General features: G+C 72.7%; 14 protein-coding genes and 2 pseudogenes. 7 read left to right on the forward strand and 9 right to left on the reverse strand.

Annotation, left to right across the window (positions count from 1 at the left end; translation table 11 throughout):
- Positions 1-211: 211 nt before the first annotated feature.
- Positions 212-949, forward strand: coding sequence for an MIP/aquaporin family protein (locus ACZ42A_RS29710; RefSeq protein ID WP_468530369.1), 738 nt, complete (start codon positions 212-214; stop codon positions 947-949).
- A gap of 20 nt (positions 950-969) precedes the next feature.
- Positions 970-2,490, forward strand: a complete 1,521-nt coding sequence (gene glpK, locus ACZ42A_RS29715) for a glycerol kinase GlpK (protein WP_468530370.1) — start codon at positions 970-972, stop codon at positions 2,488-2,490.
- 81 nt (positions 2,491-2,571) lie between these two features.
- Here glpK and ACZ42A_RS29720 read toward each other — a convergent pair whose 3' ends face one another.
- From ACZ42A_RS29720 to ACZ42A_RS29740, 5 genes are read right to left on the reverse strand one after another with little or no spacing between them, the layout of a single operon-like run.
- Entirely contained in the window at positions 2,572-3,177 is a 606-nt protein-coding gene (locus tag ACZ42A_RS29720) for a GTP-binding protein (RefSeq protein WP_468530371.1), read from the reverse strand.
- A complete protein-coding gene (locus ACZ42A_RS29725; RefSeq protein ID WP_468530372.1) occupies positions 3,158-6,781 on the reverse strand; it encodes a hydantoinase B/oxoprolinase family protein in 3,624 nt (1,207 codons plus the stop codon). Before ACZ42A_RS29725 ends, ACZ42A_RS29720 begins: the two co-directional genes overlap by 20 nt.
- 24 nt (positions 6,782-6,805) lie before the next feature.
- Positions 6,806-7,201 carry a DUF742 domain-containing protein gene (locus tag ACZ42A_RS29730; protein ID WP_468530373.1) on the reverse strand — a complete coding sequence of 132 codons (396 nt, stop codon included), beginning with the start codon at positions 7,199-7,201 and terminating at the stop codon, positions 6,806-6,808.
- A gap of 9 nt (positions 7,202-7,210) precedes the next feature.
- Complete coding sequence (locus ACZ42A_RS29735; protein WP_468530374.1) at positions 7,211-7,648, reverse strand: roadblock/LC7 domain-containing protein; 438 nt, start codon at positions 7,646-7,648, stop codon at positions 7,211-7,213.
- Positions 7,645-10,758, reverse strand: a complete 3,114-nt coding sequence (locus tag ACZ42A_RS29740) for a nitrate- and nitrite sensing domain-containing protein (protein WP_468530375.1) — start codon at positions 10,756-10,758, stop codon at positions 7,645-7,647. Before ACZ42A_RS29740 ends, ACZ42A_RS29735 begins: the two co-directional genes overlap by 4 nt.
- Before the next feature lie 418 nt (positions 10,759-11,176).
- Here ACZ42A_RS29740 and ACZ42A_RS29745 point away from each other — a divergent pair, with 418 nt between their 5' ends.
- Positions 11,177-11,659 (forward strand): hypothetical protein, encoded by a 483-nt coding sequence (locus ACZ42A_RS29745; protein ID WP_468530376.1) that lies wholly within the window; start codon positions 11,177-11,179, stop codon positions 11,657-11,659.
- On the opposite strand, the pseudogene ACZ42A_RS29750 reads toward ACZ42A_RS29745, so the two are convergent.
- From ACZ42A_RS29750 to ACZ42A_RS29760, 3 genes and pseudogenes are all read right to left on the reverse strand, one after another.
- Positions 11,648-12,909 (reverse strand): annotated as a pseudogene (locus tag ACZ42A_RS29750) (NAD(P)/FAD-dependent oxidoreductase). The gene ACZ42A_RS29745 and the pseudogene ACZ42A_RS29750 overlap by 12 nt on opposite strands.
- Positions 12,906-13,127: a hypothetical protein gene (locus ACZ42A_RS29755; RefSeq protein ID WP_468530377.1), complete on the reverse strand. Its 222-nt coding sequence runs from the start codon at positions 13,125-13,127 to the stop codon at positions 12,906-12,908. Before ACZ42A_RS29755 ends, ACZ42A_RS29750 begins: the two are co-directional and overlap by 4 nt.
- Before the next feature lie 208 nt (positions 13,128-13,335).
- Positions 13,336-13,659, reverse strand: a complete 324-nt coding sequence (locus tag ACZ42A_RS29760) for a bifunctional 3-phenylpropionate/cinnamic acid dioxygenase ferredoxin subunit (RefSeq protein ID WP_468530378.1) — start codon at positions 13,657-13,659, stop codon at positions 13,336-13,338.
- 322 nt (positions 13,660-13,981) lie between these two features.
- Between ACZ42A_RS29760 and ACZ42A_RS29765 the strand changes: the two genes are divergently transcribed.
- The 4 genes and pseudogenes from ACZ42A_RS29765 (at position 13,982) to ACZ42A_RS29780 (ending at position 18,475) form a co-directional block, all read left to right on the forward strand.
- Complete coding sequence (locus ACZ42A_RS29765) at positions 13,982-14,812, forward strand: IclR family transcriptional regulator (protein ID WP_468530379.1); 831 nt, start codon at positions 13,982-13,984, stop codon at positions 14,810-14,812.
- A gap of 214 nt (positions 14,813-15,026) precedes the next feature.
- Positions 15,027-16,112: an S-(hydroxymethyl)mycothiol dehydrogenase gene (locus ACZ42A_RS29770; RefSeq protein WP_468530380.1), complete on the forward strand. Its 1,086-nt coding sequence runs from the start codon at positions 15,027-15,029 to the stop codon at positions 16,110-16,112.
- On the forward strand, positions 16,109-16,726 hold the full coding sequence (locus ACZ42A_RS29775) for an MBL fold metallo-hydrolase (RefSeq protein ID WP_468530381.1): 618 nt from the start codon (positions 16,109-16,111) through the stop codon (positions 16,724-16,726). The genes ACZ42A_RS29770 and ACZ42A_RS29775 overlap by 4 nt, the downstream gene beginning before the upstream one ends.
- A 197-nt stretch (positions 16,727-16,923) precedes the next feature.
- Positions 16,924-18,475 (forward strand): annotated as a pseudogene (locus ACZ42A_RS29780) (GMC family oxidoreductase).
- Positions 18,476-18,544: 69 nt separating this feature from the next.
- Here the strand turns inward: ACZ42A_RS29780 and ACZ42A_RS29785 are convergent.
- Entirely contained in the window at positions 18,545-23,191 is a 4,647-nt protein-coding gene (locus ACZ42A_RS29785; protein WP_468530382.1) for a hypothetical protein, read from the reverse strand.
- Positions 23,192-23,239 lie beyond the last annotated feature (48 nt).

Below are 23,239 nucleotides of genomic sequence, written 5' to 3' on the forward strand. Positions count from 1 at the left end.
GCTGCTGAGCCACGGCCCACTCCCCCACCGGTGATGCGGCGGCGACGGCACGCTCGTCACGGACGCCGGGCGGGGCGCGGGACTCTCCCTGCCTTCGGCTGAAGTCGCCACGAAAGCCACGGAGCCACGGGAGCAACGGGAGCCACCGGAAACCGCACCCCGCACAAGGGGCCGGGGTCGATCACCCCCGGGCCACGCCCTAGGAGCCGCCATGAGCAACGGAGACATCTTCGTCGGCGAGATCATCGGTACCGCCATCCTGATCCTCTTCGGTGCCGGCGTCTGCGCCGCCGTCACCCTCAGACACTCGAAAGCGCGCGCCTCCGGGTGGGTCGTCATCGCGTTCGGCTGGGGTTTCGCCGTGCTGGCGGGCGCCTACACCGCCGCTCCTCTCTCCGGCGGGCATCTGAATCCGGCCGTCACGATCGGCATCGCCGTCGACACCGGGGAGTGGGGCAAGGTCTGGGTGTATCTGCTGGGGCAGATGATCGGCGCGATGCTGGGCGCGGTCCTGGCCTATCTGGTGTACTTCGCGCAGTTCCAGGCCAACGTCCGGGCGAAGGACACGGCGGACGAGCCCACGCCGACGCTCGGCATCTTCTCCACCATCCCGGAGATCCGTCACCCGGTCGCCAACCTGGTCACGGAGATCATCGCGACGGTCGCGCTCGTCCTGCCGATCCTCGCCTTCGGACTGACCAAGGGACTCGGCGAGTCCGGCACGCAGGTGCTGATCGTCTCGCTGCTCGTCGTCGGCATCGGTCTCTCGCTCGGCGGGCCGACCGGCTACGCCATCAACCCCGCGCGGGACCTCGGGCCGCGCATCGTGCACAGCCTGCTGCCGATCCCGAACAAGGGCACCTCGGACTGGGGGTACGCCTGGGTGCCGGTGGCCGGCCCGCTGATCGGAGGAGCGCTCGCCGGTCTCGTCTACAACGCAGCCTTCTGAACCGAGCCCAAGGGGTAGCCATGACGGACAACGCCGAGAAGTACGTCGCCGCGATCGACCAGGGCACCACGTCCAGCCGCTGCATCATCTTCGACCGGGGCGGCGCGATCGTCGCCGTGGACCAGCGTGAGCACCGCCAGATCTTCCCCAAGCCCGGCTGGGTGGAGCACGACGCCACCGAGATCTGGTCCAAGGTGCAGGCGGTGGTCGCCGGGGCGATCGCCAAGGCCGGGCTGCGGGCCGACCAGCTGAGCGCGCTCGGCATCACCAACCAGCGCGAGACGACCGTCCTGTGGGACCGGGCGACGGGCAAGCCCGTGCACAACGCCATCGTGTGGCAGGACACCCGCACCGCCGCGCTCTGCGCCGAACTGGGCGGGACGGACGGGCAGGACCGCTTCCGCGAGCAGACGGGGCTGCCGCTGGCGAGCTACTTCTCCGGGCCGAAGGCGGCCTGGCTGCTCGACAACGTGCCGGGACTGCGGGCGCGGGCCGAGCGCGGCGAGATCGCCTTCGGCACCATCGATTCCTGGCTCATCTGGAACCTCACCGGCGGCACGGACGGCGGTCGGCACGTCACCGACGTGACCAACGCCGGGCGGACCATGCTGATGAACCTCGAGACCCTGCAATGGGACTCCTCCATCCTCTCCGCGATGAACATCCCCGAGGCCGTGCTCCCCGAGATCAGGTCGTCCGCCGAGGTGTACGGCACGGCCGTCGGGCAGCTCGGCGGGGTGCCCGTCGCGTCCGCGCTGGGGGACCAGCAGGCGGCGGTGTTCGGTCAGGCCTGCTACGAGGTGGGGACGGCGAAGAACACCTACGGGACGGGCAGTTTCCTGCTGCTGAACACCGGGAACCGGCCGGTGCCATCGAAGAACGGGCTGCTGACGACGATGGGCTACAAGATCGGCGACGAGGCGCCCGTCTACTGTCTGGAGGGCTCGATAGCGATAACGGGCGCGCTGGTGCAGTGGTTCCGCGACCAGCTCGGAATCATCCGTACCGCCGACGAGATCGAGCCACTGGCGGCGAGCGTCGAGGACAACGGCGGCGCGTACATCGTGCCCGCCTTCTCGGGGCTGTTCGCGCCGTACTGGCGCTCCGACGCGCGCGGGGTCGTCACGGGCCTCACCCGGTACGTCACGAAGGCGCATCTCGCGCGCGCGGTGCTGGAGGCGACGAGCTGGCAGACCCGCGAGGTCGTGGACGCCATGTACCAGGACTCCGGGGTGCGGATCAGCACCCTGAAGGTCGACGGCGGGATGACCAAGAACAACCTGCTGATGCAGCACCAGGCGGACGTGCTGGGCGTGCCGGTGATCCGGCCGCGGGTGTCGGAGACGACCTGTCTGGGGGCCGCGTACGCCGCCGGGCTCGCCACCGGGGTCTGGAACGACCTGGACGAGCTGCGGGCGCACTGGCAGAAGGACGCCGAGTGGACTCCGGCCATGGAGGCGTCGGTGCGGGACCGCGAGTACCGCAACTGGCGCAAGGCCGTGGAGAAGAGCCTCGGCTGGGTCGAGGACGGGGACGCCTAGGCACGCGCGCGCGGGGTATCCGAAACTGCGGCCCGTACCCCAGTCGGCGGGGGTACGGGCCGCACCGCCCGCGGGCCGGCGTCAGGTCGTGACGGCCTGGCGGCGGTCCGCGGCGTGGGCCATCGCATGCTGGACGACGCCGATGAGGACCTCCTTGACCGACTCGCGGTCGCGGGCGTCACACAGGACGACGGGCACGTGGTCGTCCAGGTCGAGGGCCCTGCGGACCTCCTCGGCCGGGTAACGGGCGGCTCCCTCGAAGCAGTTGACGCCGACGAGGAAGGGTATGGAACGCCGCTCGAAGTAGTCGACGGCGGCGAAGCAGTCCTCCAGGCGGCGGGTGTCGGCGAGGACGACGGCGCCGAGCGCGCCCTCGGAGAGCTCGTCCCACATGAACCAGAACCGCTCCTGGCCGGGCGTTCCGAAGAGGTAGAGCACCAGGTCCCGGCGCAGGGTGATGCGGCCGAAGTCCATCGCCACGGTCGTGGTGTGCTTGCCCTCCACGCCGCTGGTGTCGTCGACCGGGCGTCCGGCCTCGGTGAGCAGTTCCTCGGTGCGCAGCGGTCTGATCTCGCTGACCGCGCCGACGAGGGTGGTCTTGCCCACGCCGAAGCCGCCGGCCACCAGGATCTTGAGCGTGACGGGCTCGACCGGGGGCTTGCCGCGCTCAGAACGCCCGAAGATCATCGATCTCTTCTCCTGCTTGATGGGGGTGGGTGGGCGGTGGGCCGTAGCCTCCGCCGCCGGGGGTTTCGATGACGAGTACGTCGCCGGGACCGACGGACGCGGTGTCGCTGCCGGCGAGGCGGGTGACCGTGCCGTCCGCGCGCTCGACGCGGTTGGCGCCCAGGGCGCCGGGCTCGCCGCCCGCCACGCCGTACGGCGGGACGCGGCGGTGCTGGGACAGCGTGGTGACGGTCATGGGCTCCCGGAACCGGATGCGGCGCACGGCTCCGTCGCCGCCGCGCCAGCGGCCCGCTCCGCCGCTGCCGTGCCGGACCGAGAACTCCTCCAGGAGCACGGGCAGCCGCCACTCCAGGACTTCCGGGTCGGTCAGCCGGGAGTTGGTCATGTGGGTCTGCACCACGCTCGCGCCGGGGAAGCCGTCGCCGGCGCCGGAGCCGGAGGCGACGGTCTCGTAGTACTGGTGGCGCTCGTTGCCGAAGGTGACGTTGTTCATCGTGCCGGAGCCCTCCGCCTGGACGCCGAGTGCCGCGTAGAGGGCGCCGGTGATCGCCTGGGAGGTCTCCACGTTGCCGGCGACGACGGCTGCCGGCGGCTCGGGGGCGAGCATCGAGCCCGGCGGCACGATGATCCTGAGCGGGCGCAGACAGCCGTCGTTGAGGGGGATGTCGTCGGCGACCAGGGTGCGGAAGACGTAGAGGACGGCCGCGTTGACGACCGCGTAGGGGGCGTTGAAGTTGGTGGTCAGCTGGGGGGACGTGCCGGTGAAGTCGACGGTCGCGGAGCGGTTCTCGCGGTCCACGCGCACGCGTACCCGGATGACGGCCCCGGAGTCGGTCTCGTAGGCGTAGTCGCCGTCGTCGAGGGCGTCGATGACGCGGCGCACCGCTTCCTCGGCGTTGTCCTGGACGTGCCGCATGTAGGCCTGCACGACGTCGAGGCCGAAGTCCTCGATCATGCGGGTGACTTCTTCGACGCCTTTCTGGTTGGCGGCGATCTGGGCGCGCAGGTCGGCGAGGTTGGTCCGCGGGTTGCGGGACGGGTACGGCGCCTCGGTGAGCAGGCGGTGGGTCTCGGCCTCCCGGAAGCGGCCGTTCTCGGCGAGCAGCCAGGTGTCGAAGAGGACGCCCTCCTCCTCGATGGTGCGGCTGTCGGCGGGCATGGAGCCGGGGGCGATGCCGCCGATCTCGGCGTGGTGGCCGCGGGAGGCGACGTAGAAGAGAATCCGGTTACTGTCCGTGTCCTTGGTGTCGAAGACCGGGGTGATCACGGTGACGTCGGGCAGATGGGTGCCGCCGTGGTACGGGTCGTTGACGGCGTAGGTGTCTCCGGGCCGCATCCGGGAGCCGCGGCGGCGGATGACCTCCTTGACGCTGGTGCCCATGGAGCCCAGGTGGACGGGGATGTGCGGGGCGTTGGCCACCAGGTTTCCGTCCGGGTCGAAGAGGGCGCAGGAGAAGTCCAGACGTTCCTTGATGTTGACGGACTGGGCGGTCGACTCCAGCCGTGCGCCCATCTGCTCGGCGATCGACATGAAGAGGTTGTTGAAGACCTCGAGGAGAACCGGATCGACTCTTGTGTCGAGTTCGGAACTCTCCGTAATCGCCACGCGTTCCATGACCAGATGCCCGTCGTCGGTGGCCGCGGCCTGCCAGCCGTCGTCGACGACGGTCGTCGCACTGGCCTCGGTGATGATCGCCGGGCCGGTGACGGTCCGGCCGGGGGGCAGCGCCTCCCGGCGGTGGAGGGGTACGTCGCGCCAGGTTCCGCCGGTGTGGAGGCGGACGGTGTGCGGGTCGGCGGTGCGGCCCTCGTAAGGGGCGAGGGCGGAGAGATCGGGGGGTGTGGTGAGGCCGGTGGCTTCGACGGAGAGGGCTTCGACGACGATCGGGCGGTCGAGGGTGAAGGAGTACGTGGTGCGATGACGTGCTTCGAAGGCCTGCCGCATGCCGGCGGGGTCGGTGAGTTCGACGGTGAGGGCGGTGTCGGTGCCGTCGTAGCGGAGCTGTGCGCGACGGGTGACCTCGATGCGGTCCTCGGGGATGTCCTCGGCGAGGAGTTCGGCGCGGGCGGCGGCCTCCAGATCGTCCGCGGTCTTCAGGACGCCGGGCATCGCGGCGGGTCCCAGGGGTGCCTCGACGGACTGCTCGCGCATGGCGGTGGTGTCGGCGAGGCCGATGCCGAGCGCGGAGAGGACACCGGCCATGGGCGGGACGAGGACGGTGCGGATGCCGAGCGAGTCGGCGACCATGCAGGCGTGCTGGCCGCCCGCGCCACCAAAGGTGGTGAGCGCGTAGCGGGTGACGTCGTGGCCCTTCTGCACGGAGATCCGTTTGACGGCGTTGGCGATGTTGGCGACGGCGATCTTCAGGTAGCCCTCGGCGACCTGTTCGGCGGTGCGGTCGTCGCCCGTCCGCTCGCGGATCTCGCCCGCGAGGGCGGCGAAGCGCTCGCGGACCAGGGCGTCGTCGAGGGGCTGGTCACCGTCGGGGCCGAAGACCTGGGGGAAGTGGTCGGGTTGGACGCGGCCCAGCATGACGTTGGCGTCGGTGACGGTGAGCGGGCCGCCGCGGCGGTAGCAGGCGGGGCCCGGGTCCGCGCCCGCCGAGTCCGGCCCTACGCGGTAGCGGGAGCCGTCGAAGTGCAGGATCGAGCCGCCGCCCGCGGCGACGGTGTGGATGTCGAGCATGGGGGCGCGCAGCCGGACGCCGGCGATCTGGCTGGTGAAGACGCGTTCGTAGGCGCCGGCGTAGTGCGACACGTCGGTGGAGGTGCCGCCCATGTCGAAGCCGATGACGCGGTCGAAGCCGGCCAGCCGGGACATCCGGGCCATGCCGACGATGCCGCCGGCCGGGCCGGACAGGATGGCGTCCTTGCCGCGGAACTGCCCGGCCTCGGCGAGGCCTCCGTTGGACTGCATGAACATCAGCCGCACGCCTTGGAGCTGATCGGCGACCTGCCGGACGTAGCGGCGCAGCACGGGCGAGAGGTAGGCGTCGACGACGGCGGTGTCCCCGCGCGGGACGAGTTTCATCAGCGGGCTGACCTCGCTGGACAGCGAGATCTGCGGAAATCCGATCCGGGCGGCGAGGTCCCCGACGGCGCGTTCGTGCGCCGGGTGGAGATGGCTGTGCAGGCAGACCACGGCGACGGCGCGGATCCCGTCGTCGTAGGCCTGGCGGAGCGGCCCGGCGAGGGCGTCCAGGTCGGGTGCGCGCAGCACGGTGCCGTCGGCGGCGATGCGCTCGTCGACCTCGACGACCCGTTCATGGAGCAGTGCGGGCAGTTCGATGCGGCGGGCGAAGATGTGCGGGCGGTTCTGGTAGGCGATGCGCAGGGCGTCGCGGAAGCCGCGGGTGATGACCAGGAGGGTGCGCTCGCCCTTGCGTTCGAGAAGGGCGTTGGTGGCGACCGTGGTCCCCATGCGCACGGCCTCCACGGGATCCTGCGAGCCGGCCAGCAGCCGGTGGACGCCGGCGACGGCCGCGTCGGGGTAGGCCGGGCTGTCCGAGAGGAGCTTGTGGGTCAGCAGCCGGCCGTCCGGGCGCCGCGCGACGATGTCGGTGAAGGTGCCGCCCCGGTCGACCCAGAACTGCCAGCCTGTCACGTCTCCACCTCGCTTCCGCGCTGCTCACAGCGCCCGGAGGCCGTTGATCACGTCGCGCAGAATACTCTCGTCCGGCAGTTCGGCCGGGGGCACCGGGCGTGTCACATGGACGAGTTCGGCGTCCACGAGATCGCCGATGAGGACCCGTACGACGCCGATGGGAAGGTCGAGTTCGGCGGCGAGTTCGGCGACCGACTGCGGGGTGTCGCGGCAGAGCTCGACGATGTCCACGTGCTCCGGGGACAGCGTCGGGTCTCTTTCCGGGTCGTCCGCGTGGGGTTCCGTGACGACCACCGCGATCAGATCGAGGCGGTGCTGGGCCGCATGGCTGGTGCGGCCGCGCGTCATGGCGTAGGGACGGACGACCGGTCCTGCCTCGTCGTCGAACCAGTGGCTGCGTACCTGACCGTCTGCGCTCATGCCATCCCACTACCCGCCCGCGGGCAGATCGGTGCGCGGAGCGGTGGCCAGATGCGGGCCGACCCGCTTCACGAGCAGCGTCATCTCGTAGGCGACCTGGCCGATGTCCGAGTCGGCGTCCGAGAGGACGGCGAGGCAGCTGCCGTCGCCGGCGGCCGTGACGAACAGGAAGGCGTCGTCGAGCTCGACCACCGTCTGCCGGACGCTGCCCGCCTCGAAGTGGCGGCCGACACCCTTGGCGAGGCTGTGGAATCCGGAGGCCACGGCGGCCAGGTGCTCGCTGTCCTCCCGGGTCAGGTCCTTGGAGACCCCCGTGGGCAGTCCGTCGCCGGACAGCACGACGGCCTTGCGGATGCTCGCCACTCGGTCCACCAGATCGTCGAGCAGCCAGTTCAGCTCCCCGGACTTGCCGGTCGTGGCGTGGTCGGTCGCCTTCGGTGCGGTCATCGACCGTCCCCCTTAGTCGTTCCTTGTGGTGCTGTGCCGCTGTGGGCGTCGTCGCCCGCGGCGTTCTCCTCGCGGCCGCGCCGCCAGCCACGCTGGAGCGAGGCCATACGGCTGCGGACCTCGTCGGCGTCCCGCTCGGCGGGCGCCGCCCGGTCGTCGGTACGGCGTGCCGGTTCCTGCCGCAGCTGCGGCGCGAGGCTGGCCTGCCGCACGCGCCGGGGCAGCGGGCCGGAGCCGGTGCCGGGGTCTTCGGGCGCGCCTGTGTTCCCGTGGGCCGGGCCGCCTGTGGAGGCCTCGGGCCTTCCCGCGCCGTCGCGGGAGTCGCTGCGGCCGTCGCGACGGCGCGGGGACACGACGGCGTCCACACCGTCGCGCGCTTCCGTGCGGCCCTCGCGCGGAGCCGGGGAAACCACGGCATCCACATCCTCGCGGGAAGCGGCATCCGCATCCTCGCGGGAATCCGTACGGCCCTCCCGCCAACCCGGGGACACCACGGCATCCACGCCCTCGCGCACGTCCGTGCGGCCCTCCCCACGGCCCGGGGAGACCACGGCATCCACCCCCTCACGGGCATCCGTCCAGCCGTCGCGGCGGCCGGGGATCGGCGTGGGATCCGTGCCGTCGCCGGAAGCGGAGCGGTCCTCTCGGTGGCTCGGTGACGTGGCGCCGCGGCCGAGGGGGGAGCTGCCGCGGCGGCGGGTCGGGAGGGGGGTCATGCGGTCCGGGTCCGACCTGCGCGCGGCGAGGGGCGTCGTCTCGTCGTCCGGGTCCAGGCGGCGGGGGCGCTGCTCGGTGACCGGGCGGCCGTGGGAGCTGACCAGCTTGGGCGTGCGGCGGCGGGGCAGCGGGACGGGAGCGTCGAGGTGGTCGTCCTCGTCGTTGCCGTCGCGCGCGGACACGTCACGGGCACGGGAGGCGGCATGGTGACGGTCAGCGGGGCGCCCTGGCGTCTCCTCGTCCGCGGGGACGAGGGAGCGGCGGGGGCGGAACAGCCCACCGCGTTCGCTCTCCTCGCTGTCGAGCACGCCGGGGAAGTCCTCGATCGCGTCGAGGTCGACCGGGGCCTCCAGTTCGACCGGTCCGTCGAGCAGCGAGGCGGGCAGGCCGGGCAGCTTCACCGGCGCCGGGGAGAGTGCGGTGCGGCGGCCCGTCTCGGCCTCGGTCTCCTTGGCGGGCCGGGGCCGGTCGAGGCGGAAGCCGATGCCGTTGGTGTCCGGGACGTCGTCCGTCAGCAGGGTGTCAGGGATGAAGACGACGGCGGTGGTGCCGCCGTAGGGGGACGGCTGGAGAGAGACCCGGACGTTCTGCCGCTGGGCGAGCCGGCTGACCACGAACAGGCCGAGCCGGTCGGTGTCGGAGAGTTCGAACTCCGGTGTCTCGGCGAGCCGCAGGTTGGCGTCGAGGAGCGCGTCAGCCGCCATGCCGAGGCCCCGGTCGTGGATCTCCAGCGTGAAGCCGTTGGCGACCCGTTCGCCCACGACCTGGACGGCAGTGTGCGGCGGGGAGAACACGGTGGCGTTCTCGAGGAGTTCGGCCACGAGATGCGTGACGTCCGCGACGGCCGGACCGGTGACGGCGATCCGCGGCAGTCTGCGGACCTCGATGCGCTCGTAGTCCTCGACCTCGGCGACGGCGGCCCGCACGACGTCCATGAGCTGGACCGGCTTGCGCCACTGCCGGGACGGCGCCGCGCCGGAGAGGATCACCAGGCCTTCGGCGTGCCGGCGCATCCGCGTGGTGAGGTGGTCGAGGCGGAACAGGTCGGCCAGTTCCTCGGTGTCCTCGGTCCTGCGCTCCATGGTGTCGAGCAGGGTGAGCTGCTTGTGCAGCAGGACCTGGCTGCGGCGGGCGAGGTTGACGAAGACCTCGGAGACGCCGGCGCGCAGTTCGGCCTGTTTGACGGCGGCTTCGACGGCGGCGCGCTGGAGGGTGTTGAGGGCCTGGCCGACCTCGCCGATCTCGTTCTTGTCGTACTCGAGCCGCGGGACCTCGGTCTCGACGTCGACCTGCTCGCCCGCGGAGAGCCGGCGCATCACGCTGGGCAGCCGCACGCCGGACGCCTCGTGGGCCTCCAGGCGCAGCTGGCGCAGATCGCGGATGAGGCCGCGGCCGATGCGCACGGACACGAAGAGGGACACCAGCAAGGCGGCGAGGCCGAAGACGCCGGCGACGACGACCTTGACGATGACGCCGGTCGCGATCGGGCGGACCCGCTCCTGGTAGCGTTCGGCCGCTTCGTCGTCGAGGGTGCCGAGTCCGGCGAGGACGCTCCCGGCGGCGGTGTCCCAGCTCTGGGCGGTGACGCCGCTGGGAGTGCCGGACCGGACGGCGACGGCGGCCTCCTCGGCCACCCTCAGCGGGGCGGTCTCGGCGTTCTTCCAGAAGCGCTGGTAGCGGTCCCGTTCCGCGGTCGGGAGCAGCGACTGGTTGACCTCGTACAGCAGCGTGCGCTGGGCGATGAGGTCGGAGATCGCACGGACCTCGGCGCGGGAGAGCCTGCCGACGATCAGGGCGGAGCCGAGCAGGGCGTCCTCGCGGGAGAGGAGTTCGCGGGCTCGGGAGAGATTGACGAGGGCTCGGTACTGGGTGTCCATCTCCACGTTGTCGATGACGTGGAGGTTGGCCAGGAGCGAGTAGCAGGGGTCGACCAGCCGGTTGTACAGGCGGTAGGCCTGGGAGCGGTCGACGGTGCCGTCGCCGACGCTGCGGCGCAGGGACGCGATGCCCTCGAACGCCTCCAGCATGGCGGTCAGGCGCTCGCCGGTGGCCGCGCCCAGGGCCTCGCGCACATCGGGGTCGCGGGCGTTCCTGCGGATCTCGGCGACCGCCTCGTCGGTGGCGGCCTGGCTGCGCCTGAGGGCGGCGAGTCCGTTGGAGGCACGGGGATCGGCGAGGTAGACGAGGGTCTGGCGGCGCTCCTGCTGGAGCACGCGGACGGTGTCCTCGGTGGGGTAGCCGATCTCCTCGACGAGGGACGACACACTGAACAGCCGGCCTGCCTCACGCCCCGTGAGCACCGTGGCGAACGCCCAGATCGCGGTCAGGGACACCAACGGCACGAGAAGCAGCGCCACGATCTTCCGGCGGATGGACTTCCCGCGAAAGCGCATGGCCTCCCCCAGCTCGACCCCCACCGGCAGGGGGTACACATGTGCGTCAACAAACGGCGCGAGCCTACTACCGACACACAGGTAACTCGAAGGGCGTTCCGGAAGGCGAACTTCCGTACTGGACGCCGAGCATGGGGAGTTGTCCGGTCATTGCGGGAGATTGCCGCCCCGATTCGGGCGGCGCGTCGGCGGCCGGACCGGGTGGACGCGGCCGGACGATTGGCCGGAATTTTTCGCTGGTGGGGAATCTTCGGGGAGCGCCGTTCGTCCTTCATGACAGGGAATGGGGGCGGAATCGGCCACAGGAGCCGCATCCCGCACCCCGGCGGCGTAAATCAGCGCAAGCCGGGCAGCCACTGGGGAGTCGGGTCTTCGGACCGGGGCGAGCGGTCTGCTGGCGGTGGGGAGTGACACGGTGATGGGCACGGCGGAGCGGCGCGAGGCGCCCGTGGAGGGCACGGTGGGTGTCCCCAGGTCCGGCGAACCCGGCGGCGGCCAAGCGCGGCCGTATTACCGGCCGTTGTGGATCGAGGAGCCCGCGAAGCGGCGTCGGCTGCCCGACCCGGTGCGTACGGCGGCCGTGCGGGCGGTGCTCATCATCGCCGTGACCCTGATACAGGCGATGGTGGCGTTTCTGAGCACTCTGGCCGGATCCTGGCTGGCGTTCCCCATGGTGCTCAGCAGTGTGGCCAGCACGGTGGTGGCCACCTGGGCGGTGCTGGACGTCTGGGTGACGCGCCAGGTGTGGAACCAGCGCAACGGCGTGGTGTCGGCGCCGAGCAGCACGGCACGCGCGCTGCGCCGCGAGCGGCGCCGGGCGCGTCGGCAGGCCCGGGCCGCCGAGCGGGCGCAGGAGCGCATACGCCGGCACGGCGGCGCCGAGCAGTTGTCACATCCCTGAGGGCACCATCCGGCCCTCCGCGCGGGTAAGTTCGCGCCGGGCCCGCATGAAGGGCCGGGGCCGATCGACGGCGAGCACGGCGGTCGTACGGCCCTCCCGTTCGTAGACCGCGAGAAAGCCGCCTGCCGCCGGTGCCGGTGCCGGTGCCGACGACCGCACGGCCGGCGGCGTCGCGGGCCCGGTCCGGGAGCGGTCCCGGCCGGGGCCTCGAGTAGGCCGGCCGTGTCCCCCTCGACGATCCGCACCGCGTCGCCCTCGCGCCGCCGCCCCGCGAACTGGATGCGGGCTCCGTACTGGTCGGACCAGAAGTAGGGCACGGATCGCACGGTCTCGGCCGTGTGTCCGGCGAGGAGGTTGGCGACGGCGACCGGGGGCTGCTCGGTCGCGGACGTCCAGTGTTCCGCGCGGGTGCCGCCCACCCGGGCCACATCACCGACAGCGACGATCTGCGGGAGGGAGGTGACACAGCCGTCGTCGCACAGGACACCGTCGTGCAGGGCGAGCGTCGAGCCCGCCAGCCAGGCGGTGTTGGGGGTGGCTCCGATGCCGACGACGACCACGTCGGCGGGGAGGGTACGGCCGTCGGACAGGTGCACGCCGGTCACGGTGCCCGTGCCGCGCAGCCCGGCCACGCCGACGCCGGTCAGCAGCTCCACGCCTCCGCGCCGGTGCAGCGCGGCGCACACCGCGGCCAGTTCGGCACCGAGTTGGGGCAGCAGCGGCAGCGGGGCGGCCTCGACGACGGTGACGGTGTGGCCGAGGGCGGCGCAGGACGAGGCCGTCTCGGCTCCGATGAAGCCGGCGCCGATGACCACGACCCGGCGCGGGCCACGGGTGAGGTCCTCGCGCAGGGCGCGGGCGTCGTCGAGGGTGCGCAGGGTGTGCACGCCGGCCAGGCTGTCGCCGGGTAGCCGGCGGGCCGAGGCGCCGGTGGCGATGACGACGCCGTCGGTGGAGACGGTGCGGCCGTCGTCGAGCAGGACGGTGCGGCCGCGGGCGTCCAGGCCACGGGCGCGGACGCCGAGCAGCCACTTGGCGTCGAGTTCGGCGCGTTCCTCGGCGTCGAGAAGGGAGAGACGGGTCTCGTCGGCACGGCCGGTGAGGAAGTCCTTGGACAGGGGCGGCCGGTCGTAGGGCAGGTGGGGTTCGTCGCCGACGATCACCAGCCGGCCGTCGAAGCCCTGGGCACGCAGCTCACGGGCCGCGTACAGGCCAGAGAGGGAGGCGCCGACGACGGTCACGGTCCTCATGAGGCGGGGCTCCTCTCGGCGCGGTCCGCCGTGGCGGGAACGGCGGTGGCGGGCGCCGCGCCGCCGGGCACCTTGGTGCCAGGCACCGTCCCGGCGGACACCTTGGTGGCAGGCACCGTCCCGGCACGCACCGTGGAGGCGTGCACCATGCCCGCGGAGGCATACACCGCGGCGGCGGGCGCGTACACCGCGGCGACGGTCGCCGTGGCAGAGCGCACCGTCCCGGCGTTCCTCGCAGCGTGCCTCCCGGCGTGCGGCCCGACGTGCATCGCGGCGCGCGTCCCGACGTGCCTCGCGGCGTGCCCCCGGCGTGCGTCCCGATGTGCCTCCCGCCGCGCGTCCCGACGTGCCTCCCGGCGGAAGTCGCAGCGGCGACAGGAACCCCGGCGGCGGGACGGAGGAGAGTGCCGAGTGCCGTCACGGCGTTCATGCGGCGGTGCCCTCCTCCGCGGCGAGGTGGACGTGGATCATGCCCTCGTCGACGGTGACGCGGTGGGTGCGGACGGGGCGGCGGGCCGGGAGGCAGGTCGGCTGTCCGGTGCGCAGGTCGAATGAGGCGGCGTGCAGCGGGCATTCGACCAGACAGCCCTCCAGCCAGCCTTCGGAGAGGGAGGCGTCCTGGTGGGTGCAGGTGTCGTCGATGGCGTACAGCTCGCCGTCGTCGGTGTGGAACACGGCGACGGGCGGTGTCGTCTCGACGCGGATGGACTCGCCCTCGGGGAGGTCTTCGAGGCGGCAGACGGGTATCACGGGGCCCCCTCTCGGTCCGGGCACGGGGTCCGGACCTCTTGGTCCAGCAGTCGGGAAGTTCGGGAAGTTCGGGCAGTTCGAGGAATCCCGAGGAGTTCGGGGAATCCGGGAGGTTCCGCAGGATCGGACCGTCATTGGTCCGCGCGGTCCGACCCGGTGGTGGGCGTCCTCTTCCGAGATCCGGACGCTTCGGTAACATGATTTTTCACATGGCGCACTGTCGAGCGCTATGCGCAACAGAATCCGGGCGGGGCGACCGTCGCGTCAAGGGTTTCCCGCAGATGCGGCCCAAACCGGGCCGTCAGGTGGTGAGAGTTGAGCTATGGCCCGCACGCAGAAGCAGTCCGACCACAGTGAGGACAGAACCGGGGGCGCGGCGAAGCAGGGCGGCCGGGGAGCCGCCAGCGCCGTGCAGTCGGTCGACCGCGCCGTGAGTGTCCTGGAGATCCTCGCCCGGCACGGAGAGGCGGGCGTCACCGAGATCGCCGACGAGCTGGACGTGCACAAGTCCACCGCGTTCCGGCTGCTCGGCGTCCTGGAGAACCGCGGCCTCGTCGCCCAGGCGAAGGACCGCGGCAAGTACTACCTGGGGGCGGGCGTCCTGCGGCTGGCGGGGGCGGCGGCCGTGCGGCTGGACATCTCGCAGGAGGGCGTCCCGGTGTGCCGAGAGCTCGCCGACGAGCTGGGCGAGACCGTGAACATCGCGGTCCTGGACGACGACGCGGCCGTCAACATCATGCAGGCCCGCGGCACCGCGTCGGTGACCGCGCAGAACTGGCTCGGCCGGCGCACCCCGCTGCACGCCACGTCGAGTGGCAAGGTGCTGCTCGCGCACATGTCGCCCACCCTGCGCGAAGGCCTGCTGGCCCGCCCGCTGCCCCGCTTCACGGAGCGCACCATCACCGGCGCCTCCATGCTGCGCGGCGAGCTGGAGGCCGTGGTGGAGCAGGGGTACGGGGTCACCATCGAGGAGCTGGAGCTGGGGCTCGCCGCCGTGGCCGCGCCGATCCGGGCGCACGACGGCAAGGTGATCGCGGCGATCAGCGCCTCGGGGCCGGTGTACCGGCTGAACCCGGACCGGCTGCCGGAGCTGGCCAAGCGCACGGTGGCGGCGGGCGCCGAGCTGTCGCGCCGTATGGGGTACGGCTTCTGACGGACCCCCACCGAGCGATCGTCTGACGCACGCCCCCCAGCGCGGGACCGGGAACTCCCTGGTCCCGCGCAGCTGTGTGTCCGCGAGGTTTCCGCCCTCCCGCTCCTTTTGCCAAGGGTTAACTCGCACCCCTTGACGGCCGCTTGATGGCGTTCTCAATATGTTCCCCATCGCGCAACCCATCGTGCAGTGCGCAACAGCAGAGGAGCTTGTCGTGCCACACGAGGTCCGTGCCGTAGTCGCTGGGAAGAAGGGCGCACCCGTCGAGGTGCAGACGATCGTGGTCCCCGATCCGGGGCCCGGGGAGGTCCTGGTGACCGTGCAGGCCTGCGGGGTCTGCCACACGGATCTGCACTACCGGGACGGCGCGATCACGGACGACTTCCCCTTCCTGCTGGGCCATGAGGCGGCCGGCACGATTGAGGCGGTCGGCGAGGGCGTCACCGATCTGGCGCCCGACGACTACGTGGTGCTGGCCTGGCGGGCGCCCTGCGGCAGCTGCCGTTCCTGTCGTCGCGGCCGCCCCTGGTACTGCTTCGACTCCCGCAACGCCACCCAGCCGATGACCCTCACGGACGGCACCCCGCTCAGCAACGCCCTCGGCATCGGCGCCTTCGCCGAGAAAACCCTGGTCGCGGCCGGTCAAGCGGTGAAGATCGACCCGGCGGCCCGCCCCGAGGCGGCGGGCCTCATCGGCTGCGGGGTGATGGCCGGCTACGGCGCCGCGGTGAACACCGGCAAGGTCGGCCGCGGCGACTCGGTCGCCGTCATCGGCTGCGGCGGGGTCGGCAACGCGGCCATCGCGGGCGCCTGCCTCAACGGCGCCATGAAGGTGATCGCCGTCGACATCGACGACAGAAAACTCGACCAGGCCGAGAAGTTCGGTGCCACCCACACCGTCAACTCCCGGGGCACCGACCCCATCGAGGCGGTCCGCGCCCTCACCGACGGCCACGGCGTCGACATCGCGATCGACGCGGTCGGCCGCCCGGAGACGTTCCGGCAGGCCTTCTACATGCGCGACCATGCGGGCCTGCTGGTCCAGGTCGGCGTGCCCTCTCCCGCGATGAGGATCGAGCTGCCGCTGATCGACGTGTTCTCGCGGGGCGGCGCGATCAAGTCGTCCTGGTACGGGGACTGTCTGCCGAGCCGGGACTTCCCGTTCCTGATCGACCAGTACCTGTACGGGCTGCTGGATCTGAACGCCTTCGTCACCGAGACCATCGCCCTCGACCAGGTGGAGGAGGCGTTCGCCAAGATGCACCGGGGTGAGGTGCTGCGCTCGGTGGTGGTCATGTGAGCGGGGCTCGCATCGAGAAGGTCGTCACACGGGGCATCTTCACCCTCGACGGCGAGACCTTCGACGTCGACAACAACGTCTGGCTCGTCGGCGACGACCAGGAGGTACTGGTCGTCGACGCCGCACACGACGCCCGCGCGATCCACGAGGCGATCGCGGGCCGCCACGTGACCGCCATCGTCTGCACCCACGCCCACGACGACCACATCGACGCGGCGCCCGCGCTCTCCGTCCTGACCGGCGCCCCGGTCCTCCTCCACCCCCACGACCACGAGCTGTGGTCCCACACCCACCCCGCCCGCAAGCCGGACGGCGAACTCGCCGACGGCCGCGTCCTCACCGTCGCCGGCACCGAACTCCACGTGCACCACACCCCGGGCCACACCTGGGGCAGTTGCTCGCTCCACGCGCCGTCCCTGAACACCGTGTTCACCGGCGACACCCTCTTCCACGGCGGCCCCGGCGCCACCGGCCGCTCCTACTCCGACCGCCCGACCATCGAGGCGTCCATCCGCACGCGGCTGCTCACCCTGCCCGGCGACACGGTCGTCCGCACCGGACACGGCCAGGACACGACGATCGCCGCCGAGCGGTCCACCGTGCCCGCGGCATGAACCACTTCTGACCACCCCGGCATCCCCGCCACCCTGACCACCCCGGCATCCCCGCCACCCTGACCACCCCTGCCATCCCTTCGCCTACTACTGGTTCGTCCAGCGGCACCGCACCGGCGTCCTCGCCGAGCACCGGCTGGAGACCGTCCCCGCGTCCCTCGCCGCCCCGGCGGCCGACTGAAGGAGGTCAACGACTCATGGGCATGGACGAGTTCGACTACGTCGCGGTGGGCGGCGGCACGGCCGGCAACGTGGTCGCGGCGCGGCTGTCGGAGGATCCGTCGGTCACGGTGTGCGTGCTGGAGGCGGGGCCGAGCGATGTCGGCGACGACGACGTGCTGCGGCTGGAGCGCTGGATGGGGCTGCTGGAGTCCGGCTACGACTGGGACTACCCGGTCGAGCCGCAGAGCAGCGGAAACAGCTTCCTCCGGCACGCCCGCGCCAAGGTGCTCGGCGGCTGCTCCTCGCACAACTCGTGCATCGCGTTCTGGGCTCCGGCCGAGGACCTGGACGACTGGGCGGCGGGCGGCTGTACGGGCTGGAGCGCGGCCGACCTGTTCCCGCTCTACCAGCGGCTGGAGAACAAACGACGCCCCCGGCGACCACCACGGCCGCACCGGCCCGGTGAAGCTGCGCACCCTCAAGGGCGACGACCCATGCGGCACCGCGCTGCTGAAGGCGTGCGCGCAGGCGGGCATACCCACCGTGCCCTTCAACACCGGCCGGACGGTGATCCGGGGCGCCAACTGGTTCCAGATCAACTCCGACGAGAACAACATCCGCCAGTCGTCGTCGGTGGCGTATCTGCACCCGGTCATGGACAAGCGGCCCAACCTGGAGATACGGACCGGGGTGCGGGCCAGGAAGCTGGTGCTGGAAGGGCGGCGGTGCGTCGGCGCCGAGTATCTGGACCCGGATCTGATCCACACCCGGACCGTACGGGCCCCGCGCGAGGTGATCGTGTCCTGCGGGGCGATCGACTCGCCCAAGCTGCTGATGCTGTCCGGCATCGGACCGGCCGGGCATCTGCGGGAGGTCGGCGTCGAGGTGGTCGTCGACTCGGCGGGCGTCGGCGAGAACCTGCAGGACCACCCCGAGGGCGTCATCATGTGGGAGGCGAAGCAGCCGATGACCACCACGTCCAGCCAGTGGTGGGAGGCGGGCATCTTCTACGACACCGAGCCAGGCCTGGACCGGCCGGACCTGATGTTCCACTACGGGTCCGTGCCGTTCGACATGAACACCGCGCGGCACGGTTATCCGACCTCGGAGAACGCGTTCTGCCTCACTCCGAACGTCACGCGCGCGAAGTCCCGGGGCACGGTGCGGCTGCGGACGCGGGACTTCCGGGACAAGCCGAAGGTAGATCCTCGGTACTTCACGCACGAGCACGACGTACGGGTGATGACGTATGGGCTGCGGCTCGCGCGGAAGATCGCCGAGCAGCCCGCGCTGAGCGGCTGGGCCGGCGCGGAACTGGCCCCTGGGCCGGACGTGCGGACCGACGACGAGCTGCTGGACTACATCCACACGACGCACAACACCGTCTACCACCCGTCCTGCACCGTGAAGATGGGCGCCGCCGACGACCCCTCGGCCCCGCTCGACGCGCGGCTGCGGGTCAAGGGGGTCGAGGGGCTCAGGGTCGCGGACGGGTCGGTGATGCCGGATCTCGTCACGGTGAACCCGTGCATCACGACGATGATGATCGGCGAGAAGTGCGCTGACTTGTTGAAGGAGGATGCCTGAAGGTACCCAGGGGCGCGGGGAACTGCGCGACCGGCCACGGACGGCCCGCAGGTTCCCACGACAGTGCCGCTACGGCAAGCTCGACGCCGGGCGCTTGAACATACGCGTGGCGGTGATCTCGCTGTGGCCGGCTTCCCCGGCGGGAGCCTCACGCGGCAGGCCCGGGCGGAGGTGTTCCTCCACGCTGATGTACTTCAGGCCTGCCCTCAGGTCGGCGTCGTTGCGGAGGCGGATGACCAGCGGGAACTCGGCGAGGGCGGTCGTGTCGAAGAGGCCCGTGGTGTAGAGGAGCTGGACGCCGAGCGCGTCGGAGACGGCCCGCTGGAGTTCCAGCAGGTATGTCGCGTTGGCGCGGCCGATCGGGTTGTCGAGGAACAGGGTGCCCGCGTGGCGGTGCTTGTCGCTGCGGCCCCGGTCGTTGGAGCGCAGGGCGGCCATCGTGCAGTACAGGGCGATGGCGGCGGTGAGCAGCTGGCCGCCGGAGAACACGTCGCCCATCTGCCCGACGGGGACGCGCTCGGCGCGCAGCACCGCGTCGGGTTTGAGGATCTCGACGGCGACGCCCTTGGGCTGGAGCGCGGCGGCGACTCCGCGCAGCAGCAGGGACATGCCGTCGCGGCGCAGGTCGGAGTTCTTCTTCACCGCGGCGCGGGTCGCCTCGTCGATGACCTCGCCGAGCCGTTCGGTGAGGGTCGCCTGGTCGGGTTCCTCGAAGCGGATGCGGAGGAACTCCTGCCCGGACCACTCGCCGAGTCCCTCCGGCAGCCGGGACAGCCGCTGCGCGGAGCGCAGGGTCGCGAGGGCCGACTCGACGAGTCCCCGCAGTCGGTCCACGATCGAGTCGCGGTTGCGTTCCAGCTGCGCCAGCTCGTCGGTGAGGACCCGCAGCCGGGGCGCGAAGGCGTCGGCCCAGCGCTGGGCGTGCTCGGGCAGGGCGGCGGCGGGCAGCTCGCGGATCTGCTGCCGCGCGGGCGTGCGCACCTGCTCGTAGCGGGTGGAGTTGGCGTGCCGGACGAGGACGTCGCTCGCCTCGCGGACGGCGGCCTCGGCGGCGGAGAGGTCGGCCGCGCAGCCGCGCAGCGACCGGCGGGCCTCGGCGGCGGACTGCCGGGCCTCCTCCAGGCTGCCGGGGTACGGCTCCGGCTGTTCCCGCTCCTCCTCGACGGTGTGCTCGCGCAGCAGGTCGCGCAGGAGCGCGGCGATCTCGTCGAAGCCGCCGGCGGCGTCCTCGGCGGCCCGGTGGGCGTCCAGCAGTTCGGCGTGCGCCTCGCGGGCCTGGGCCAGTGCCTCGGTGCGGGAGGCGAGTTCGCCGGTGGCCGTGCGCAGCAGCGCCTGGGCGTGCTCGGCGTCGCGCGGGACCAGCTCCTCGGGCAGCTCGGTGTGCGCCTCGCCGTCCTCGGGGGCGTGCCGTTCGGCCTCGCCCCGCAGCCGGCCCAGCTGCTCGCTGGCGCTGGACATGCGGGTCTCCAGGAGCTGCACCAGCTCCTCCGCGCGGGCGGCGGCCGCCTGCCGGGACGGCCCGTCAGAGCCGTCGGGTGACTGGAGCAGCTGCTCGGCGCGGGTGCGGACCTTGTTGCTCAGCCGGTCCAGCTCGGCGCGGGCCGCGCTCTCGTCGCTCTCCGCGCGGGCCTGCTCGGCGCGCAGGTCCGCGCCGACGCCGACCTTCTCGTACACCTGGGAGGCCGCGCGGTAGGCCTCGCGCAGGGCGGGCAGCGACGCCTTGGGCGTGTCGCCGTCGCTCTCCGGTACGTCGTCGGGGGCGCCGGCGATCTCGGAGCGCTCGGCGCGCAGGGCCCGCGCGGTGCGGCGGGCGTCGTCGGCGGCGCGCTGGGCGGCGCGGCGGTCCTCGTCGGCGGCGCGGGCCCGCTCCAGACAGACCTGGGCGCGGGCCTCCGACTCGGCGGCCTCGTCGGCGAGTTCGCGCAGCTTGACCTGCCAGCCGGCCCGCTCACGCAGCCGGAAGGCGAGTCCGGCGAGGGCGTCGGCGGCGCGCCGGGCCTTCTGCGCGGCCTCCTGCTTCTCGTCGCGGACCCGGGCCGCCTCGGCGGCGGCCTCCTCGGCCTCCGCCCGCACGGTACGCGCCTCGGCCAGCTCGGCCTCGGCCTCCTCGGCGAACGCGCGCGCGTCCTGGGCGGCTTGGGCGAGTTCGGCGAGCCGTCCGGCGGGGCAGCCGGTGCGCCAGGAGGCGAGCCGGGCGGCCAGCTCACGGTCCTTGCCGAGGCGGGCGGCGAGGGTGCGGATCTCCTCGTCGCGCTGCGTCGCCCGGGCGCGCAGGGCCTGCCGTTCCTCGTCGGCGGCGTGCTCGTCGTGCATGGCCGGGTTCGGCGGTACGAGGAAGACGCCGCTGTCGGCGGAGTCGGCGGCCGGGGTGGGGGCGAGCAGGGCGGCGGCCGTGCCGACGGCCACCGCGGACCGGGGCAGCAGGGCGGCGTCGCTCAGCGCCTCCCGGGCGCGGGCGTGCGAGTCCGGGTCGGTGATGATCACACCGTCGACCAGCTCGGGCCGGGCGGCCAGCACGCGCGCGTGGTCGGCGGGGTCGACGGCCTGGGCGAGATAGCGCCAGCCGGGCAGCGCGGGGATGCCGTGCTCACCGAGGAACTCCACGGTGGCCAGCACGTCCGGGCCGGGCGGCAGCAGCCCGCCGTCGCCGAGGGCGCCGAGGATCCGGGCGTCGTCGGCGGCGGCGGTGCGCAGGTCGAAGAGCTGGCGCTCGGCGGAGGAGACGGCGTCGTCGAGGAGTTCGCGCAGTTCGTCGGCGAAGCGGTCCAGCTCCTCGGGGCTGAGACCGGTCTCGGTGCGGCCGGTCCCCTCCTCGGGGGCGCCCTCGCCCGTGCGCGGCCCCGGCACCAGGGCCCGGGCTCCGGCGGAGGCGCCGGGCAGGCTCAGCAGCTCCGCCAGCCGCTCCTCCGCGGCAAGCGCCTCGGCGGTGCGCCGCTCGCCGTCGTAGCCGCGCTCCGCGGCGGTGGCGGCGTCGGCCGCGCGGGCGGCGGTGAGTTCCGCGCGGGACTCGGCGGAGGCCGCCTCGCGCGCGTGCTCGGTGGCCCGGCGGGAGGCCTCGCGGGCGGTGTCCCAGGCGGCGACGGCGGTCTTCTCGGCGTCGCTGGCCGCGAGGGCGGCGCGCGCGGGGTCGGCGTCGGGCGCGCTGTCGTCGAGCCAGCCCGCGCGGACCGCCTCGGCGGTCTCCTGCTCGACCTCGGCGAGCCGCTGGCGCAGGTGCCCGGTCTCGCTGCGGGCGCGCTGCGCCTCGGTGGCGGCGGCGGTGGAGTCCCGGTACGCGGAGTCGCTGACCTCCTGGAGCGCGGCCGAGCGCTCCTCCTCCTCGTTGGCGAGCGTCTCGGCGCTCTCGGCGGCCGCGTGGAGGGCGCGGACGAGGTCGACGGCGGCCTTGGTGCGGGCGGCGAGCGCGGGGGCGGCGTCCCGCTCGGCCTCCTGGATCGCGGCGGCCACGCGCGCGACCCGGTCGGCGGCGGCCCGGTGGCGCAGCACGGCCTCGGCGGCCTGCCAGGCGGAGTGCAGGGTGCGCGCGTCGGCGAGTTCGCGCTTCTGCGCGGCGGCGGCCTTCTCGGCGGCGGCGAGCGCCAACGAGGCGTGCCGGTAGGCGAGTTCGGCGGTGATCAGGGCGCTGCGCTCGCGGGCGCTCTCGGCGTGCGTGACGGCGTAGGCGGCGGCCGTGACGCGCTGGGCGAGGTCGGCGGCCCGCAGCCGTTCCTGGGCGCCGCGCGCGGACAGCCGCCGGGCCAGGGTACGGGTGCGTCGCTCGGCCCCGGCGTGGATGTCACGCGCGCGTGAGCGTGCCTCGGCGGCCTCGACGATCCGGCCGAGCAGGTCCACCGACCCGGCGGTGAAGTCCCGTTCGGCGATCAGCTCGGCGCGCCGGCCCAGCTTGTTGCCGAAACCGCTGACGAGGTCGGCGAGCCCGTCGGTGTCCCGGGTGTCGGTGACCGCGCGCAGCAGCAGGTCGGTGAAGTCGGAGTCCTTCTTCACCGCGAACAGGCCGGCCGCCTCGCCCTCGTCGGCGTTCATCTCCCGCTGGTAGCGGAAGAGTTCGGGGTCGAGGCCGAGTTCGCCGAGGTGTTCGGTCCAGCGCTCGTGGATCTCCTCCCAGTGCACCTCCAGGTGCGGATACGCCTTGCCGGCCTCGGTGAGCGCGTCCCGGAAGCCCTTCATGGTGCGGCGGCGGCCCTGGGCGCCGGACTGGCCCTCGACGGGCGGCCGTACCGCGGTGGCCTCGGCGACGGGCAGGTTGTCCAAGGTGAGCCCGGGGCCGGGCCGGAAGGAGTACCAGGCCTCGGCGAACTTCCGCGGGTCGTTGGAGACCTGGCGGCCGCGCCATTCGCTGACCTTGCCGACGACCACGCACTCGCCGGTCTGCACGTGCTGCCACTCCAGCGCCACATGCCCGCAGTCGTCGGCGAGCAGGAACTTGCGCAGCACGCCGGAGCTGGCGCCGCCGAGGGTGTTGCGGTGGCCCGGCAGCATCACGGAGAAGATCAGCTTGAGCAGGACGGACTTGCCGCCGCCGTTCTCCAGGAAGAGCACACCGGCGGGCGCGGGCCGCCGCGGCGGCCCGACGGGCTCCTCCTCGAAGAACTCCGCCTGGGTGGGCGCGGGGTCGGGCACGGGCTCGCCCACACCGCGCAGGTCAAGCACGGTGTCGGCGTAGCGCGCACCGGCGGGTCCGATGGAGTAGAGGCGGACCCGGGACAGCTCGTACATGGCGGACTCTCGTAAGTCTTCGTCAGATCGGGGAGGAACGGGGGTTCG

It is taken from the genome of Streptomyces sp. NPDC030838 (genome assembly GCF_055572035.1).

Bases quoted from the DNA above. Each gene is read 5' to 3' on its own strand.
- ACZ42A_RS29730 (WP_468530373.1), bottom strand. From the start codon at position 7,201: ATGAGCGCAGACGGTCAGGTACGCAGCCACTGGTTCGACGACGAGGCA.
- ACZ42A_RS29720 (WP_468530371.1), bottom strand. From the start codon at position 3,177: ATGATCTTCGGGCGTTCTGAGCGCGGCAAGCCCCCGGTCGAGCCCGTC.
- glpK (WP_468530370.1), top strand. From the start codon at position 970: ATGACGGACAACGCCGAGAAGTACGTCGCCGCGATCGACCAGGGCACC.
- ACZ42A_RS29735 (WP_468530374.1), bottom strand. From the start codon at position 7,648: ATGACCGCACCGAAGGCGACCGACCACGCCACGACCGGCAAGTCCGGG.
- ACZ42A_RS29745 (WP_468530376.1), top strand. From the start codon at position 11,177: ATGGGCACGGCGGAGCGGCGCGAGGCGCCCGTGGAGGGCACGGTGGGT.
- ACZ42A_RS29740 (WP_468530375.1), bottom strand. From the start codon at position 10,758: ATGCGCTTTCGCGGGAAGTCCATCCGCCGGAAGATCGTGGCGCTGCTT.
- ACZ42A_RS29785 (WP_468530382.1), bottom strand. From the start codon at position 23,191: ATGTACGAGCTGTCCCGGGTCCGCCTCTACTCCATCGGACCCGCCGGT.
- ACZ42A_RS29710 (WP_468530369.1), top strand. From the start codon at position 212: ATGAGCAACGGAGACATCTTCGTCGGCGAGATCATCGGTACCGCCATC.
- ACZ42A_RS29765 (WP_468530379.1), top strand. From the start codon at position 13,982: ATGGCCCGCACGCAGAAGCAGTCCGACCACAGTGAGGACAGAACCGGG.